This window comes from Curtobacterium sp. NPDC090223 (genome assembly GCF_044746585.1).
In the GTDB taxonomy this organism is placed as follows: Bacteria; Actinomycetota; Actinomycetes; order Actinomycetales; family Microbacteriaceae; genus Curtobacterium.
Genome location: NZ_JBIVCN010000005.1, coordinates 88,904 through 102,594 on the forward strand (window position 1 = coordinate 88,904; position 13,691 = coordinate 102,594).

General features: G+C 72.8%; 17 protein-coding genes. 6 read left to right on the plus strand and 11 right to left on the minus strand.

Annotated features, from left to right (window positions below; translation table 11 throughout):
- Positions 1-6: 6 nt before the first annotated feature.
- From ACIPJY_RS13060 to ACIPJY_RS13070, 3 genes are all read left to right on the plus strand, one after another.
- Positions 7-468: a MarR family winged helix-turn-helix transcriptional regulator gene (locus ACIPJY_RS13060; protein ID WP_400461807.1), complete on the plus strand. Its 462-nt coding sequence runs from the start codon at positions 7-9 to the stop codon at positions 466-468.
- A 247-nt stretch (positions 469-715) separates the two neighbouring features.
- Positions 716-1,582: a hypothetical protein gene (locus tag ACIPJY_RS13065; protein ID WP_400461804.1), complete on the plus strand. Its 867-nt coding sequence runs from the start codon at positions 716-718 to the stop codon at positions 1,580-1,582.
- Positions 1,583-1,645: 63 nt separating this feature from the next.
- On the plus strand, positions 1,646-2,800 hold the full coding sequence (locus ACIPJY_RS13070; RefSeq protein ID WP_400461801.1) for a low temperature requirement protein A: 1,155 nt from the start codon (positions 1,646-1,648) through the stop codon (positions 2,798-2,800).
- A 100-nt stretch (positions 2,801-2,900) separates the two neighbouring features.
- Here the strand turns inward: ACIPJY_RS13070 and ACIPJY_RS13075 are convergent, their stop codons facing one another.
- Genes ACIPJY_RS13075 through ACIPJY_RS13085 form a run of 3 tightly spaced genes read right to left on the minus strand, consistent with a single transcriptional unit; the run spans position 2,901 to position 4,407 of the window.
- Entirely contained in the window at positions 2,901-3,206 is a 306-nt protein-coding gene (locus ACIPJY_RS13075; protein ID WP_400461798.1) for a hypothetical protein, read from the minus strand.
- On the minus strand, positions 3,203-3,844 hold the full coding sequence (locus tag ACIPJY_RS13080) for a hypothetical protein (RefSeq protein WP_400461795.1): 642 nt from the start codon (positions 3,842-3,844) through the stop codon (positions 3,203-3,205). The genes ACIPJY_RS13075 and ACIPJY_RS13080 overlap by 4 nt, the downstream gene beginning before the upstream one ends.
- A complete protein-coding gene (locus ACIPJY_RS13085; RefSeq protein ID WP_400461792.1) occupies positions 3,841-4,407 on the minus strand; it encodes an RNA polymerase sigma factor in 567 nt (188 codons plus the stop codon). The genes ACIPJY_RS13080 and ACIPJY_RS13085 overlap by 4 nt, the downstream gene beginning before the upstream one ends.
- 52 nt (positions 4,408-4,459) lie before the next feature.
- Between ACIPJY_RS13085 and ACIPJY_RS13090 the strand changes: the two genes are divergently transcribed.
- The gene (locus tag ACIPJY_RS13090) at positions 4,460-5,113 is read left to right on the plus strand and encodes an MOSC domain-containing protein (RefSeq protein WP_400461789.1); all 654 of its coding nucleotides are present in this window, start codon (positions 4,460-4,462) and stop codon (positions 5,111-5,113) included.
- 13 nt (positions 5,114-5,126) lie between these two features.
- Here ACIPJY_RS13090 and ACIPJY_RS13095 read toward each other — a convergent pair whose 3' ends face one another.
- Both ACIPJY_RS13095 and ACIPJY_RS13100 read right to left on the minus strand, forming a co-directional pair.
- Positions 5,127-5,873, minus strand: coding sequence for an ASCH domain-containing protein (locus tag ACIPJY_RS13095; RefSeq protein ID WP_400461786.1), 747 nt, complete (start codon positions 5,871-5,873; stop codon positions 5,127-5,129).
- A gap of 67 nt (positions 5,874-5,940) precedes the next feature.
- On the minus strand, positions 5,941-6,324 hold the full coding sequence (locus tag ACIPJY_RS13100; RefSeq protein ID WP_400461783.1) for an MmcQ/YjbR family DNA-binding protein: 384 nt from the start codon (positions 6,322-6,324) through the stop codon (positions 5,941-5,943).
- A 147-nt stretch (positions 6,325-6,471) separates the two neighbouring features.
- Here ACIPJY_RS13100 and ACIPJY_RS13105 point away from each other — a divergent pair, with 147 nt between their 5' ends.
- Positions 6,472-6,771 carry an excalibur calcium-binding domain-containing protein gene (locus tag ACIPJY_RS13105; RefSeq protein WP_400461781.1) on the plus strand — a complete coding sequence of 100 codons (300 nt, stop codon included), beginning with the start codon at positions 6,472-6,474 and terminating at the stop codon, positions 6,769-6,771.
- A 137-nt stretch (positions 6,772-6,908) separates the two neighbouring features.
- Here the strand turns inward: ACIPJY_RS13105 and epsC are convergent, their stop codons facing one another.
- The 3 genes from epsC to ACIPJY_RS13120 all read right to left on the minus strand — a co-directional run bounded on the left by epsC (position 6,909) and on the right by ACIPJY_RS13120 (position 9,618).
- A complete protein-coding gene (gene epsC / locus ACIPJY_RS13110; RefSeq protein WP_400461778.1) occupies positions 6,909-7,490 on the minus strand; it encodes a serine O-acetyltransferase EpsC in 582 nt (193 codons plus the stop codon).
- Positions 7,487-8,425 carry a cysteine synthase A gene (gene cysK, locus ACIPJY_RS13115; RefSeq protein ID WP_400461775.1) on the minus strand — a complete coding sequence of 313 codons (939 nt, stop codon included), beginning with the start codon at positions 8,423-8,425 and terminating at the stop codon, positions 7,487-7,489. Before cysK ends, epsC begins: the two co-directional genes overlap by 4 nt.
- Before the next feature lie 164 nt (positions 8,426-8,589).
- On the minus strand, positions 8,590-9,618 hold the full coding sequence (locus tag ACIPJY_RS13120; RefSeq protein WP_400461772.1) for a dipeptidase: 1,029 nt from the start codon (positions 9,616-9,618) through the stop codon (positions 8,590-8,592).
- Positions 9,619-9,653: 35 nt separating this feature from the next.
- Between ACIPJY_RS13120 and ACIPJY_RS13125 the strand changes: the two genes are divergently transcribed.
- Positions 9,654-10,118 carry an SRPBCC family protein gene (locus ACIPJY_RS13125; RefSeq protein ID WP_400461769.1) on the plus strand — a complete coding sequence of 155 codons (465 nt, stop codon included), beginning with the start codon at positions 9,654-9,656 and terminating at the stop codon, positions 10,116-10,118.
- A 133-nt stretch (positions 10,119-10,251) separates the two neighbouring features.
- Here ACIPJY_RS13125 and ACIPJY_RS13130 read toward each other — a convergent pair whose 3' ends face one another.
- Genes ACIPJY_RS13130 through ACIPJY_RS13140 form a run of 3 tightly spaced genes read right to left on the minus strand, consistent with a single transcriptional unit; the run spans position 10,252 to position 13,666 of the window.
- Positions 10,252-11,085: a MurR/RpiR family transcriptional regulator gene (locus ACIPJY_RS13130; RefSeq protein WP_400461766.1), complete on the minus strand. Its 834-nt coding sequence runs from the start codon at positions 11,083-11,085 to the stop codon at positions 10,252-10,254.
- Positions 11,082-12,368 (minus strand): allantoate amidohydrolase, encoded by a 1,287-nt coding sequence (locus ACIPJY_RS13135; protein ID WP_400461763.1) that lies wholly within the window; start codon positions 12,366-12,368, stop codon positions 11,082-11,084. The genes ACIPJY_RS13130 and ACIPJY_RS13135 overlap by 4 nt, the downstream gene beginning before the upstream one ends.
- Positions 12,365-13,666 carry a pyridoxal-phosphate-dependent aminotransferase family protein gene (locus tag ACIPJY_RS13140; protein WP_400461760.1) on the minus strand — a complete coding sequence of 434 codons (1,302 nt, stop codon included), beginning with the start codon at positions 13,664-13,666 and terminating at the stop codon, positions 12,365-12,367. The genes ACIPJY_RS13135 and ACIPJY_RS13140 overlap by 4 nt, the downstream gene beginning before the upstream one ends.
- Between the last annotated feature and the right edge of the window lie 25 nt (positions 13,667-13,691).

A 13,691-nucleotide genomic window follows, 5' to 3' on the forward strand; every position in this document is an offset into this window, starting at 1 on the left:
CAGCAGATGAGCCCTCGGCAGCAGGACCGCACCGAGATCGCAGCCCGGCTCGCCGCGGCGGTCGGACGCATCAACCGACGAGCGCGGACCGACTCGGCCTCGCTCGGCTACGGCATCGTCTCCGCACTCGCCACCATCCAGCGCGAAGGACCCCTGCGCCCGGGCGACCTGTCCCGCCTCGAGGTCGTGACGAAACCGACGATGACCCGCATCCTGACGGAGCTCGAGCAGCGCGGCTTCATCGCGCGCGAGGCCGACCCGCGGGACGGCCGGGCGTTCATGGTGAGCGCCACCCCCGAGGGCATCGCGGCCGTCGAACAGGCCCGTTCCCAGCGCACCGGGATCGTCGCCGAGCTCATCGAGGAACTCCCCGCCGCGGACGTCGCGGCGATCGCCGGCGCCCTCGAGGCACTCGAGCGCGTGGCGCAGGGTCACACCTCCCAGGAGAACCCCAGCTCGGCCGGCTGAGCCGGGCGTTACCGAACCGTTACCGACACGCCACCCGGGGGTGGACGGACGGTTCTGCCAGTGTTCGTGCACGACCTGTCCAGGCAGGGTCGTCATCGTTGCCGCTTCGCCACCGCGGCAGCCGCCCCACACGGCTGCGCACCGGCGACGGACGGGCCCCACACCACCGTCCGGTCTCCCCCGGCTCACCCATGCCCCCTCGCGACGACGCAGCGCGCACGAACGAACCGCCCGACAACCGGAATCGATGACAGGACACAACCCCGAACTCCCGACCGACACCACCACCACCCGCCGCGCGGCACTGGACTCCCCGGGCCGCCGGATGCGCCGGACACTCCGGAAGCGCGGCGTGCTCATCGCCGGCGGCGCCGCGGTGCTCGCGATCGCCGGCGGCGCGCTGACCGTCGGCACCCAGCCCGCGATCGGCGAGGCCATCGGCATGCCGACCGCCACCCCGACGCCGGGCCTCAGCGGCACCGCACTCGACCGTGCGCAGGCCGCCGCGACGATCGAGACCGCGAAGACCGTCGTCCAGGACGCCAACGACAAGACCGACACGACGGCGCTCGAGCAGCGGATCAGCTCACTGTCCGGCTACACGAAGCTCTCCGGCGGAGCGCTCAGCGCACGGATCGAGTCCACGGTCGACACCACGCAGGACGTCGCCCAGGCGAGCGCCGACCAGGACAAGCACGACGCCGACGCCGCCGCAGCAGCAGCGGCCGCAGCAGCGAAGGCGAAGGCGGACGCTGCCGAGGCAGCAGCCGCGGCGGCCGCGAAGGCGAAGGCCCAGGCGGCCGCGAACACCCCCGCCGGGGCCAAGGCGACCGCGAGCTCCCTCGCCGCGTCGCGGTACGGCTGGGGCGCCGACCAGTTCCAGTGCCTCGACAGCCTCTGGACCAAGGAGTCCGGCTGGGACTACCAGGCGTACAACGCCTCGGGCGCGACCGGCATCCCGCAGGCGCTCCCCGGGTCGAAGATGGCCACCATCGCGGCCGACTGGAAGACCAACGCGACGACCCAGGTGACCTGGGGTCTCCAGTACATCAAGGACGCGTACGGCACGCCGTGCTCGGCCTGGGCGCACTCGCAGGCCACCAACTTCTACTGAGCACGCATCGCGACGGGGCTCCTGGGTTTCCCCAGGGGCCCCGTTCTCGTGTAGTCATGCACAGTGACGACGATCGGACTCCGCCGCATGGGACCGCGCGACCCCGCGGAGGGGCACCGCGCCGCCAGCCCCCTCGAGCTGCTCTTCGACCTGGTGTTCGTCGTCGCCGTCGGGTTCGCCGCGACGAACCTGCACGAGATCGAGTCGGAGGGACAGGTCAGCTCAGCGATCCTGTCGTTCGCGATGGTGTTCTTCTCGATCTGGTGGGCCTGGCTGAACTTCTCCTGGTTCGCCACGTCGTTCGACATCGACGACTGGCTCTACCGGGTGATGACGTTCGTCCAGATGGCGGGCGTGCTCGTGCTCGCCGCCGGGGTCGGACCGGCGATGCAGGACGGCTCGTTCACCATCGTCGTGATCGGGTACGTGGTGATGCGGCTGGCGCTCGTCGGCCAGTGGATCCGCGTCGCCGCGTCGTCCCCGCGCTACCGGTCGACCGCGCTGCACTACGTGGTCGGCATCACCGTCGTCCAGGTGTTCTGGGTCGCGATGCTGTTCCTGCCCGCGCACTGGCAGCTGTTCGTCGCGCCGGTGCTCGTGCTCCTCGAGGTCCTCGTCCCGATCTGGTCGGAGTCCCGCGCGGAGACCACGCCGTGGCACCGGCACCACATCGCCGAGCGCTACTCCCTGTTCACGCTCATCGTCCTCGGTGAGGGGCTCGTCGCCTCAGCCAGCGCGGTCATCGACGGCTTGCGGGACGCCGAGCACCTCGGACCGCTGCTCGTCCTCGCCGCCTGCGGGCTCGTGATCGTCGCCGGGCTGTGGTGGATCTACTTCTCCCGCGAGCAGCACGAGCACATCCGCGGGCTGGCGAGCGCGCTGGTGTTCGGGTACGGCCACTACTTCGTCTTCGCAGCGGCTGCGGCACTGCCGGCGGGCATCGAGGTCGCCGTCAGCGCCGACGCCGGCGAGGCGGACCTGTCCCACGCGTCCGTCGCGGCAACCGTGGCGGTGCCGGTCGCGCTGTTCGTGGCGTCGATCTGGGCGCTCGCGCTCCGCCCGTCGCTGTCCACCCGGTGGAACGTCGTCGTCGTGGTGCTGACGCTCGCGATCCTCGCGAGCATCGCGGTGCCCGCGCTGTCGCTCGTGGCGACCGCACTGCTGGTCGTGGCGATCGTCGTGGTGCTGGAGGTCGCGGCCCTGCGGCCCACCCCGTGACGGACTGGAGGCCCGGTGCCAGCTGGCACCGGGCCTCCAGTCCGTCACGTGGCCGGCCACCCACCCGCGTTCGCGGTCTGCGTGAGTGTCGGTGTCGGTGTCAGCCCACCCGGGCGATGCGGACGTCGACCCGGGCCAGGGTGAGACCGTGGCGGTCGCACTCCGCGAGCACCGCGTGGTGGACCGCGCGCGCGACCTGCGGGGCCGGCAGGACGCCGTCGGTCCCGATGACGATGCGCAGGACGTCACCGTCCAGGACGACGCGCGCGGACCCGGCCGCCTGCCGGACCGCGGTCACCGTGCTCTGGAGCGTCGGCCGCGCCCGGTACACCTCGGCGACGCCGGGGACCGCGAGCACCGCCGCCTCGACGGCGACGAGTGCTGGTGCCTGCTCGATGTCGCTCATGCGCCCGTCTCCTCGGCGGTCTCGGTGGTGGTGTCCGTCGGCTGGTGTCCGACGATGAGGTCACGGACCAGCACGTCGATCGCCTCGACGACCAGGTCCGTCTGTTCACGGAGCGCCGAGGCGACGGCTGCCCGGACCAGGTCGGCCGTCGCGGGGATGGAGGGTCCGGCGACGATCGCGACCTCGACCGCGACCCGCACCGGTGCCGCGAGCTCGGTCACGTCGCCGTCGATCGAGCACCGTGCGACGACGATGCCGGGCACCGCGTCACCGGCGCGGCGGACCAGGGAGCGGATCGCACCCTCGGTCATCACCGGGTGCTCGGTCTCGGACTCGGCGCGGAGCGGGACGTCGCGGCCGGACCGGGCCTCGAGCGAGATGTTCGCCAGGACCCCGCCGATCCAGGAGTCGTCCGCGGGGGCTTCGTCCCGCGCGGCGGCTTCGAGCGAACCGAGCGACGCCTGCCGGAGCCGGATGATCGCCGCGAGGGCGTTCTGGCAGGCCGGCGAGCCGTCGATGCCCGGGTCTGCCGGCTGCATCCCGGCGTCCAGGTAGTCGGCGAGCTCGTCGATCGTGTGACCGTCGAGGTCTTCGGGTTCGAGTGCCGAGAGGACCACGTTCTCGGGTGCGTCGGTCATCGCCATCCCTCCATCAGTCGGATCATGTTCTTCCTGGCGCGGGACAGCAATCCGCGGACGGTCGAGAGCGGCACGTCGAGCTCCTCGGCGATCTCCTCGTACCGGTACTCCAGCACTTCCTTCATCAGCCAGCAGCGTCGCTGCGCCTCCGGCAGGGCCGCGAGGGCGAGCTCGACCGCGTGCTCGCGGTCACGGGCCTCGGCGACCCGTTCGGGTGCGCCGTCGTCGGGCGCGGCGACCTCGAGCTCGGTGACGTCGTCGTGGTCACGGCGGGCACGGATCCGGTCGAGGCACTTCCGGCTGAGGATCCGCATCAGCCAGGCCTTCACGTGGGCGCGGTCCTCGAGCGAGTCGAGCCGGTTCCAGGCCGTGATGAAGGTCTCCTGGACGACGTCGTCGAGCTCGTCGGTCGACCCGAGGGTACGGCGTGCGTAGGCGCGGAGGAGCGGGGTGTGCCGACGGATCAGGACCTCGAAGGCACGGACGTCGCCGTCGGCGGACCGACCGGCGAGGACGCCGTCGTCGAGTTCCGCCAGTGGCGTCCGGTTCGGTGGGTGTTGCACGGTTTCCTTCTACCGGTCGCGGTTGCGTGATGCCTGGTGGCAGGGTGGGACCATGTCGTTCGTCACCGCCGTCTGCCGCGTCGACCGCCTGCTCCCGGACTCGGGCACGATCGGGATCACCGCGATCGACAAGCGCCCCGTCGACGGACCCGTGCGGGTGCGGCCGCTCGGCCTGTACGCCGACGTGCAGGCGGACCGCAAGCACCACGGCGGTGAGGACCAGGCCGTCTACGCCTACGCCGACGAGGACGCCGCACACTTCGCCGCGGTGCTCGACCGTCCGGTGCCCGCCGGGCTCTTCGGGGAGAACCTCCGGACCACCGGCGTCGACGTCACCGGCGCCGTCACCGGGGAACGCTGGCGGGTCGGGGCCACCCTCGAGCTCGAGGTCACCATCCCGCGGATCCCCTGCGGCACCTTCGCCCGCCGCATCGGCGTGGACAAGTGGGTCAAGCGGTTCACCGAGGAAGGGCGCCCCGGTGCCTACTTCCGGGTCGTGAAGTCCGGGCCGGTGGCCGCGGGCGACACAATCCAGGTCCTGTCCCGGCCGGAGCACGGCGTGACCATCGGGGACGTGTTCGCCGGGCTGACGCCGACGCAGGCACAGGCCGTGCTGGACGCGTCCGCACCCGGGGCCGGTGGGCGTCCGCTGGCGCCGAAGGTCCTGCGCGAGGTCACGAAGGTGTTGGCGCGCGCCGGGGTGTGAGCGTCGGGCGGGTTCAGCGCACGGTCCGGAACCGGGCGACGTCGACGACGTCGTCGTCCCGCAGCGCCGGGTAGTGCGACCGCAGTCCAGCGCGCAGGTCGGCGACGGAGCCGACGTGCTCGTCCCGGGCGTCGTCGGCGTCGATCGCGTCGACGCGCTTCCGGACGACCGACTCGATCACCGCACCGACGGTCGTGAACCCCTCGGCGTGCTCGTCCTCGAACACGAACGTCGTCGGCCCCGTGCCCAGCGGGTCGTCGTGGCGGATCGTCGCGGTCTTCCGGCCGGCCAGGACGTCGTCACGGTAGCGACCGTTGAACCGCACGATGCGCGGGGCCGGACGGTCCGGCCACGCGTAGGCACGGGGCAGCAGGCTGCGGACCGGGACGCCCTCGGGCTCGCCGTGCCCGGCGCCGTCGACGTCCGGCGCGGGCACCAGGACCAGGACGTGCGGGTGCAGGTCGAGCAGCACCTGCCGGCAGCGACCGCACGGTGCGAGCACTCCGCGGCCGCCGTCCCCGACCGCGACGATCGCCATCACCGGGTCGTCGGAGACGGCTGCCGCGGCACCGAGCACCGCGAGTTCGGCGCACGGCCCACCGGTGAAGTGGAAGACGTTCGCCGCGGTGTGGACGCGTCCGGAGAGGTCGATCGCCGCGGCGGCGACGGTGTGCGTTCCCCCGTGCGCCCCGTCTCCCGGGAGTCGTGCGGCCGCGGCGGTCGCCGCGTCGAGGATCATCCTGTCGGTGCGCCAGAGCATGCCCCCAGACTGGCAGACGCGGCGGTGCCCGTCGCGGGTGCGGGACGGTCGTGGTCGCGGCGGGACGTCAGGCCCGGTCGCGGCCCCGGGTCGGGTCGATGGGCCGCTTCGCCCGTGGCCGCCCGGCGACCACGAGGTCGTAGGCGTTCGCCACGAGGTCCTCGACCAGGGTCTCGTCGATGCCGGCCCCCGGCGACAGCGTGATCCAGTGGCGCTTGTTCATGTGCCAGCCCGGGGTGATCTCCTCGTGGTCACGCACGAGCGCCGCACCGTGCGGGGGCGCGCACTTGAGGTTGACGATGGGCACGCCGCGGAGCTCCGACGTCATCACGAACATCTTGCCGACGACCTTGTAGACGAAGGCGCCCTCGCCGAAGGGCTGGGTCTCCTCGGTCGCCGGCAGCGCGAGCGCCGTGCGGGCCGCGGCCTCGTGCAGTGCATCGCCGTCCATGCACCCAGCATGCCGCAGACGTCCGACGCCGCACCTCCGGACCGGACGGCAGGCTCCCCTGGACTGGGGACGGCACATCGACCCGAGGGATCGTTACGATCGGCCTGCCACGTACCCGACGTGGCACGGAACACCCGTGGGGGAACCATGCGCATCATCCGGACCATCGGCATCGCGGCGACCGCGATCGTCCTCGCCACCACCGTCTCCGTCGGCACCGCGGTGTCGGCCGAGGCCGCGACGACCACCTACAAGAACTGCGACGCGGTGCACAAGGTGTACTCCGGCGGCATCGCGAAGAAGTCCACGAAGGACAACACCGTCCGCTCCGGTGGCAAGGTCACGCACCGCGCCTTCAAGGGCACCGTGAAGAAGGACGACGCGCTCTACAACGCGAACAAGAAGCTCGACGCCGACGCCGACGGGATCGCCTGCGAGAAGAGCTGACGCGCGCGGCTGCCGCTGCCGCGCGCTGCCGCTGCCGCGCGCTGCCGCCGCCGCGCGCTGCCGCCGCCGCCGCCGCGCGCTGCCGCCGCCGCGCGCTGCCGCCGCCGCCGCCGCGCGCTGCCGCTGCCGCGCGTGCGTCAGAGCGAGGGCACGCCCTCGCCACCGGACCGCGGCCGCGCCGTCCCGGCGACCCCGGTCACGACCGACCCCGCCGGGACGTCCTTCGTGACGACCGTGTTCGCCCCGACGACGGAGTCGTGCCCGACGGTGATCGCCCCGATCAGGGAGGACCCGGCACCGAGCACCACCCGGTCCCCCACGGTCGGGTGCCGCTTCGCACCCGGTCCGTGCGCACCACCGCGTCCGCCGAGCGTCACACCGTGGAACACGAGGACGTCGTCCCCGACCACCGCGGTCTCGCCGATGACGACGCCCATGCCGTGGTCGATGAAGAAGCGCCGGCCGATGCGGGCTCCGGGGTGGATCTCGATGCCGGTCAGCGCTCGGGCGGCCTGCGCCACGACCCGGGCGGCGAACCGGGACCCGGGCAGGTCACGCGCGATCCACAGCCGGTGTGCGACCCGGTACGCCCAGATGGCGTGCAGTCCGGAGTAGACGACGGCGTTCTCGAGGTCTCCGCGGGCAGCGGGGTCCCCACGGCGTGCTGCGGCGAGGTCCTCCCGGATGGTCCGCAGCACGCCTCGGCGGCGAGGGGTCACGCAGTGAGTCCCTCGAACAGCACGGTGGACAGGTAGCGCTCGCCGGTGTCGCAGACGATGGCGACGACGCGCTTGCCGGCGTTCTCGGGCCGGGCGGCGATCTCGAGCGCCGCGTGGATGATCGCGCCGGAGGAGATCCCCGCGAGGATGCCCTCGTCGGTCGCCAGTGCGCGGGCCACGCGGAGGGCGTCGTCGAGCTCGACGTCGAACACCTCGTCGATCACGGACTGGTCGAGGACCTCCGGGATGAAGTTCGCGCCGATGCCGGCGATCTTGTGCGGGCCGGCCTTGCCCTCGGTGAGCAGCGGCGAGTCCTTCGGCTCGACCGCGACGATCTGCACGCCGGGGACACGCTCCTTGAGCACCTGCCCGACGCCCGTGATCGTGCCACCCGTGCCGACACCCGCGACGAACACGTCGACGTGTCCCTCGGTGTCGCGGAGGATCTCCTCCGCCGTGGTCTTCCGGTGGATCGCCGCGTTCGCCGCGGTCTCGAACTGGTGCGCGAGGATCGCTCCCGGCGTCTCGTCGACGATGGACGCGGCCTTCGACACGGCGCCCTTCATGCCCTCGGCCCCGGGCGTGAGGACGATCTCCGCGCCGTAGGCACGCATCACGGCACGGCGCTCGACGCTCATCGTCTCGGGCATCGTGATGACGACGTGGTACCCCCGGGCGGCGCCGACCAGGGCGAGCGCGATGCCCGTGTTGCCCGACGAGCCCTCGACGATGGTGCCGCCCGGCTTCAGCTCGCCGGACTCCTCTGCCGCGTCGATGATCGCGACGCCGAGCCGGTCCTTCACGCTGGCGCCGGGGTTGTAGAACTCGAGCTTCGCGAGCACCTCGGCGCCGCCGTCGGCGGGCAGCCGGTTCAGCCGCACCAACGGGGTGTTGCCGAACGCCTGCGAGATGTTGTCGTAGATGGTGCCGGTCATCGGTTCCGTCCTCACTCGGGTCACGTCCGCGACCCTTCTCCGGAGGCGCGGTGTGCGCCCGATCCTAGCCACCGGATCCGTGGACGAACGCGACAGCACGCCCGCGTTCGCGCGCCGCATCTCCCCGCCCGGTGTCGCTTCCGACGGACCGGACCCCGCCGCGGCTAGCGCACCAGCGCGGTCCGGGCGAACCGTTCGTCGGTGGCCTCGAGCACGCGGAGCACGTTGCCGCTCGCGAGGGCCTCGAGGTCCGGGGCGCCCCAGCCCCGGCGCTCGAGCTCCGCGGCGAGCACGGGGTACCGCGAGACGTCCCGGAGGTCCGGCGGCAGCACCGGCGTGCCGTCGTAGTCGCCGCCGAGTCCGATGTGCCGGACGCCGGCGACCGCACGCGCGTGCTCGACGTGGTCGGCGACGTCGGACACGGTGACGAGCGGTCCCTCGCCCACCGAACCCGATTCCTCCCAGTCGGCCCAGGCGCGCGACACGAACTTGGGCACGAACGTGATCATCACGACGCCGCCGTTGTCGCCGAGGCGAGCGAGCACGTCGTCCGGCACGTTCCGCGGGTGGTCGTCGACGGCGATGGTCGAGGAGTGGCTGAAGAGCACCGGTTGCGTGGCGACGTCGAGCGTGTCGCGCATGGTCGTCGGCGCGGTGTGCGAGAGGTCGACGAGCATGCCGATCCGCTCCATCTCGGCGACGATCTGCCGTCCGCGGTCGGTCAGGCCGCCGTGCGCCCGAGCACCCGTCGCGGAGTCCGCCCACGGGGTGTCGTCGTTGTGCGTCAGGGTCATGTAGCGCACGCCGAGGCGGGCGAGGTCGCGCAGCACCGCGAGGTCGTCGCCGATTGAGTGCCCGCCCTCCGCACCGAGCAGCGACGCGATGCGGCCCTCCGCGACGGCGGCACGGACCTCGGCGGCCGTGCGGGCGAGCGCGAGGTCGTCCGGGTACCGCTCGATCAGCCGGTGTGCGACGTCGATCTGCTGCAGCGTCGTGCGGACCGGGTCCGGCTCGTCCGCGGGCACGAACACCGACCAGAACTGCCCGACGACCCCGCCGGCCCGCAGTTTCGGGAGGTCGGTGTGCAGCGAGCCGGCCTCGGTGTCGATGTCCTCGACCCCGGAGTCGTGCGACGCACGGCGCTCCCAGGGCAGGTCGTTGTGGCCGTCGATCACCGGGAACGGAAACGTCATGGCATCGACCGTACCGCCGGCGGGAGAATGGCCCCATGACCGTGTCGTTCCGCCTCGTCACGCTGCTCGACGCGCCCCCGGCCGAGGCCTTCGCGCTGTCGCTCGACATCGGCGCCCACGAGCGGTCGCTCGCCGCGACCGGCGAACGCGCCGTGGCCGGCACGGTCTCGGGGACGATCGGCCTGGGCGAGACGGTCACGTTCCGCGCACGGCACCTCGGGGTGGTCTGGCGGCTGACGAGCAAGGTCACCGCGGTGGAGGCCCCACACCGGTTCGTCGACGAACAGGTCCGTGGTCCGTTCGCCCACTTCCACCACGAGCACCGGTTCGAGCCGTCTGGTCCGGGCACGCGGATGGTCGACGAGGTCACGTTCCGCGCGCCGTTCGGTCCGCTCGGGCGGCTCGCCGAGGTCCTGGTGCTCGCGCGGTACATGCCCCGCGTGCTCGAGGCACGGAACCGGGCGTTGGCCGCCGAGCTGCGCCGGGCCAACTGCGCGTAGGCGGGCGGCGGCGCGCCCGATGACCCGTCGCACAACCGAAAGCACTTCGCACCACGCAATTGCGTGGTGCGAAGTGCTTTCGGTTGTGCGGCGCGGCGCGGCGGGCGCAAGCGCGAGGCGCGCGCCTCGCGGCTCAGGGAGCGGCGAGCTCGCCGAGCGCGTCGTAGGCGGCAGCGACCGCGTCGACCCGGGAACGCCCCGCGGGCCCGGAGGCCTCGTAGACGTCGTTCGCGATCGCCGCGACGACCGCGAACAGCGCCGCGAGCGAGTCGAACGCGGACGGTGAGTCCACCGGGCACAGGATCGTCGTCGCCGCCGGGGCCGCGATGACCGCGGCCGTCGGGTCGCCGATCACGACGACGTCCGCGCCGGACGCCACGCAGTGCCGCACGAGCCGGTCGATCCCCGCCGCGTGCCGTCGGACGGTGACCACGACGACGAGGTCCCGGCGGTCGAGGTCGGCCACCTCTTCCCCGAGGCGCTGCCCAGGCGCCGGCCCCACCCGGACGTCGGGCCGGACCTGTGCCAGCTGCGCGCGGAGCTGCAGGGCGATCGGGTGCGCACCGCGTTCACCGAAGACGAGCACCCGCTGCGCGCGCATGATGCGGCGGGCAAGTCGTGGTCGTTCGGCGCGTGCGAGCGAGGCGAACGCCGCGTCGAGGTTCCGCGACTCCACGGCTCGCTGGTCGACGTGGGCGGCGTCCTCCGCGGCCCAGGGCAGCCCCGTGCCACGGGCCGACATGAGTTCCTGCCGGACCTCTGCGGCGTCCTGGAAGCCGAGGGAGCGGACCAACCGCGACACCGTGGCCTTCGAGGTGCCCGACTCGGCCGCGAGCTGCGCCGAGGTGCCGACGAGCAGGAGCTCCGGGTCGTGCCGGACCATCGCGGCCACGCGGCGCTCGGCCGGCGAGAGCTGCTCCCACACGGCGTCGATGCGCCCGCAGACATCGGGCTGGGCGGCGGTCACGGCGTCGGCTCGAACGCGGGGTCGGCCGCCAGGTGCAGCACCGCTGCGGCGAGCGCGTCGAGTCCGAGGGCGATGTCATCCTCGGAGACGAACTCGTCCGGGTGGTGGCTGATGCCATCCGGGTTGCGCAGGAAGAGCATCGCGACGTCGGTCACGAGTCCGAGCGACATGGCGTCGTGGCCGGCACGGGAGAAGAGCTCCAGCGGCTGCTGCTCACCGGTGGCGACGATCCCGGCGCGGACCGCGTCCATCAGCCGGGGTGCGCAGAACACCGCTGGCGCCCGGTGCACCTCGGTCGGTTCGACGCTCACGCCGCGACGTTCGCCGATCAGCGCGAACGCCTTCGTGATCTCGTCCCACACCCGGTCGCGGCCGTCGTCGAACTCGCCGCGGAGGTCCACCGAGAACCGCGCGAGGCCGGGGACGACGTTCACCGCTCCGGGCTCGACGGTCAGGGTGCCGACCGTGCCGACCGTGCCGACGTGCTGCGATGCCCGGCAGATGCGTTCGACGGCGAGCGCTGCCTCTGCCGCGGCCAGGAGTGCGTCGTGGCGTCGGTCGTACGGGGTACCGCCGGCGTGCCGGGCTTCGCCGACGGCCTCGACCGTGAAGCGCCGTGCGCTGGCGATGCTCGTCACGACGCCGAGGGCCTGGTCCGCGGCTTCGAGGTACGGCCCCTGCTCGATGTGCGCCTCGAGGTAGCCGACGAGCCGCGACGGGTCGACCGCGGCGTCGGTGACCCGGGCCGGGTCGAGCCCGAAGTCGGTGAAGGCCTGGCGGAGGGTGGTGCCGTCCTCGTCGACGAGCTCCCACCAGGCGTCGTCCCAGACCCCGGCGACCGCCGACGACCCGAGGAGCGCCTTGCCGAAGCGGGTGCCTTCTTCGTCGGAGAACGCGATCACCTGGATGCCGAACGGCAGCGGGGTGCTGGCGGCGAGCCGGGCGACGGTCGCGATGCCCATGAGCACCCCCACGATCCCGTCGTAGCGGCCGGCGTCCACCACGGTGTCGAGGTGCGAGCCGATGAGGAGCACCGGGGCGTCCGGCGTGGATCCGGGGACGCTGCCGTGCAGGTTGCCGGCGTCGTCCTGCCAGGTGGTCATCCCGGCGTCCTGCATCCAGCGCGCGACGATCGTGTTCACGCGGGCGTGCTCCGGGGAGAGGTAGACGCGGGTCAGGTGGCCCGGTGTCGCGCTCACGGTGGCGAGTTCGTCGCACCACCCCACGATCGTCGATGCCTGCTGCCGGGCGGTCGCCGAGGCGGCGAGCGTCGCGGCGCTCACGAGCGCACCAGCGGACCGGGCGCAGCCGCCGCACCAGTCGCGTCGAGCGCAGCGGGTGCGACGGGTGCAGCGGGCGCGACGGGCGCGGCGGCGGCGTAGACGTCGAGCGCAGCGTCCACGCCACCGCCCTGCGGTACCGCGAACCCCCCGCGACGCAGCGACTGCTCGAGCGCGGCGAGCGTCGTCACGACGGCGTCCTTGCGGGCGTTGTAGCCCATCGTCCCGATCCGCCAGACCTTGCCGTGCAGCGGCCCGAACGACGTCCCGATCTCGATGCCGTGGTCCTCGAGCAGGGACCCGCGGACGGCGTCCCCGGAGACCTCGGACGGGATCGTGACCGCGACGACGTTGTGCATCTTGTGTCCGACGTCACCGAACACCTGCAGTCCGAGCCCCTGCACCCCGGCGAGCATCGCCCGGCCGGCCAGTTCGTGTCGGGCGACCACTGCGGCGCGGCCTTCGTCGAGCAGGATCCGGGCGCACTCGTTCGCGGCGTAGAGCATCGACGCCGCTTCGGTGTGGTGGTTGAGCCGTCGCGGCCCCCAGTAGTCCAGGATCATCGCGAGGTCGAGGTAGTTGGAGCGGATCGGATCGTCGGACACGTCGTCCCCGGGCTCGCGGATGCCGGCCTCGACGCTGCGACGCTCGTCCAGCACGGACACCGCGCGCGGGGACAGGGTCAGCGGTGCGCTGCCGGACGGTCCGCCGAGGCACTTCTGCAGCCCGGCGCTGACGGCGTCGATCCCCCAGGCGTCGACCTCGAGCGGGTTGCCGCCGATCGTCGCCGTGGCGTCCGTGTAGAACAGCACGCCGTGCCGCTCGCAGATCGCGCCGAGTTCGTCGAGCGGCTGGTTCATCGTCGTGGAGGTGTCACCCTGCACGATCGCGAGCAGCTTCGGTCGGACGCGGACGATCGCGTCCTGGATCGCGGAGGTGGGGAACACCCGTCCCCACTCGGTCTCGATGGTGTGGACTTCGGCTCCGGCGCGGCCGGCGATCTCCGCGAGCAGGTGCCCGAAGCGGCCGAACACCGGCACGAGCACGCGGTCACCCGGGGCGAGCAGCGACACGAGCGCCGCTTCGATGCCGGCACGGGAGGTGCCGTCGACGAGCACGGTGGCGTCGTTGGTGGTGCCGAACACCTGGCGGTACAGCGCCTGCGTCTCGTTCATCGCGCCGGTCATCCAGGGGTCGTACTGCCCGACGAGCGGCGTCGACAGGGCCCGCAGCACGCGGGGGTCGGCGTTGATCGGGCCGGGGCCCATGAGGAGTCGAGCGGGTGGGTTCACCGGGTGCATTGGTATCTCCGTTCCGTGATCGATC

Excerpts from the sequence above, each read along its gene's own strand:
- ACIPJY_RS13060 (WP_400461807.1), top strand. The coding sequence starts at position 7 with ATGAGCCCTCGGCAGCAGGACCGCACCGAGATCGCAGCCCGGCTCGCC.
- cysK (WP_400461775.1), bottom strand. The coding sequence starts at position 8,425 with ATGACCGGCACCATCTACGACAACATCTCGCAGGCGTTCGGCAACACC.
- ACIPJY_RS13105 (WP_400461781.1), top strand. The coding sequence starts at position 6,472 with ATGCGCATCATCCGGACCATCGGCATCGCGGCGACCGCGATCGTCCTC.
- ACIPJY_RS13075 (WP_400461798.1), bottom strand. The coding sequence starts at position 3,206 with ATGAGCGACATCGAGCAGGCACCAGCACTCGTCGCCGTCGAGGCGGCG.
- ACIPJY_RS13120 (WP_400461772.1), bottom strand. The coding sequence starts at position 9,618 with ATGACGTTTCCGTTCCCGGTGATCGACGGCCACAACGACCTGCCCTGG.
- ACIPJY_RS13140 (WP_400461760.1), bottom strand. The coding sequence starts at position 13,666 with ATGCACCCGGTGAACCCACCCGCTCGACTCCTCATGGGCCCCGGCCCG.
- ACIPJY_RS13080 (WP_400461795.1), bottom strand. The coding sequence starts at position 3,844 with ATGACCGACGCACCCGAGAACGTGGTCCTCTCGGCACTCGAACCCGAA.
- ACIPJY_RS13100 (WP_400461783.1), bottom strand. The coding sequence starts at position 6,324 with ATGGACGGCGATGCACTGCACGAGGCCGCGGCCCGCACGGCGCTCGCG.
- ACIPJY_RS13095 (WP_400461786.1), bottom strand. The coding sequence starts at position 5,873 with ATGCTCTGGCGCACCGACAGGATGATCCTCGACGCGGCGACCGCCGCG.
- ACIPJY_RS13090 (WP_400461789.1), top strand. The coding sequence starts at position 4,460 with ATGTCGTTCGTCACCGCCGTCTGCCGCGTCGACCGCCTGCTCCCGGAC.
- ACIPJY_RS13125 (WP_400461769.1), top strand. The coding sequence starts at position 9,654 with ATGACCGTGTCGTTCCGCCTCGTCACGCTGCTCGACGCGCCCCCGGCC.
- ACIPJY_RS13065 (WP_400461804.1), top strand. The coding sequence starts at position 716 with ATGACAGGACACAACCCCGAACTCCCGACCGACACCACCACCACCCGC.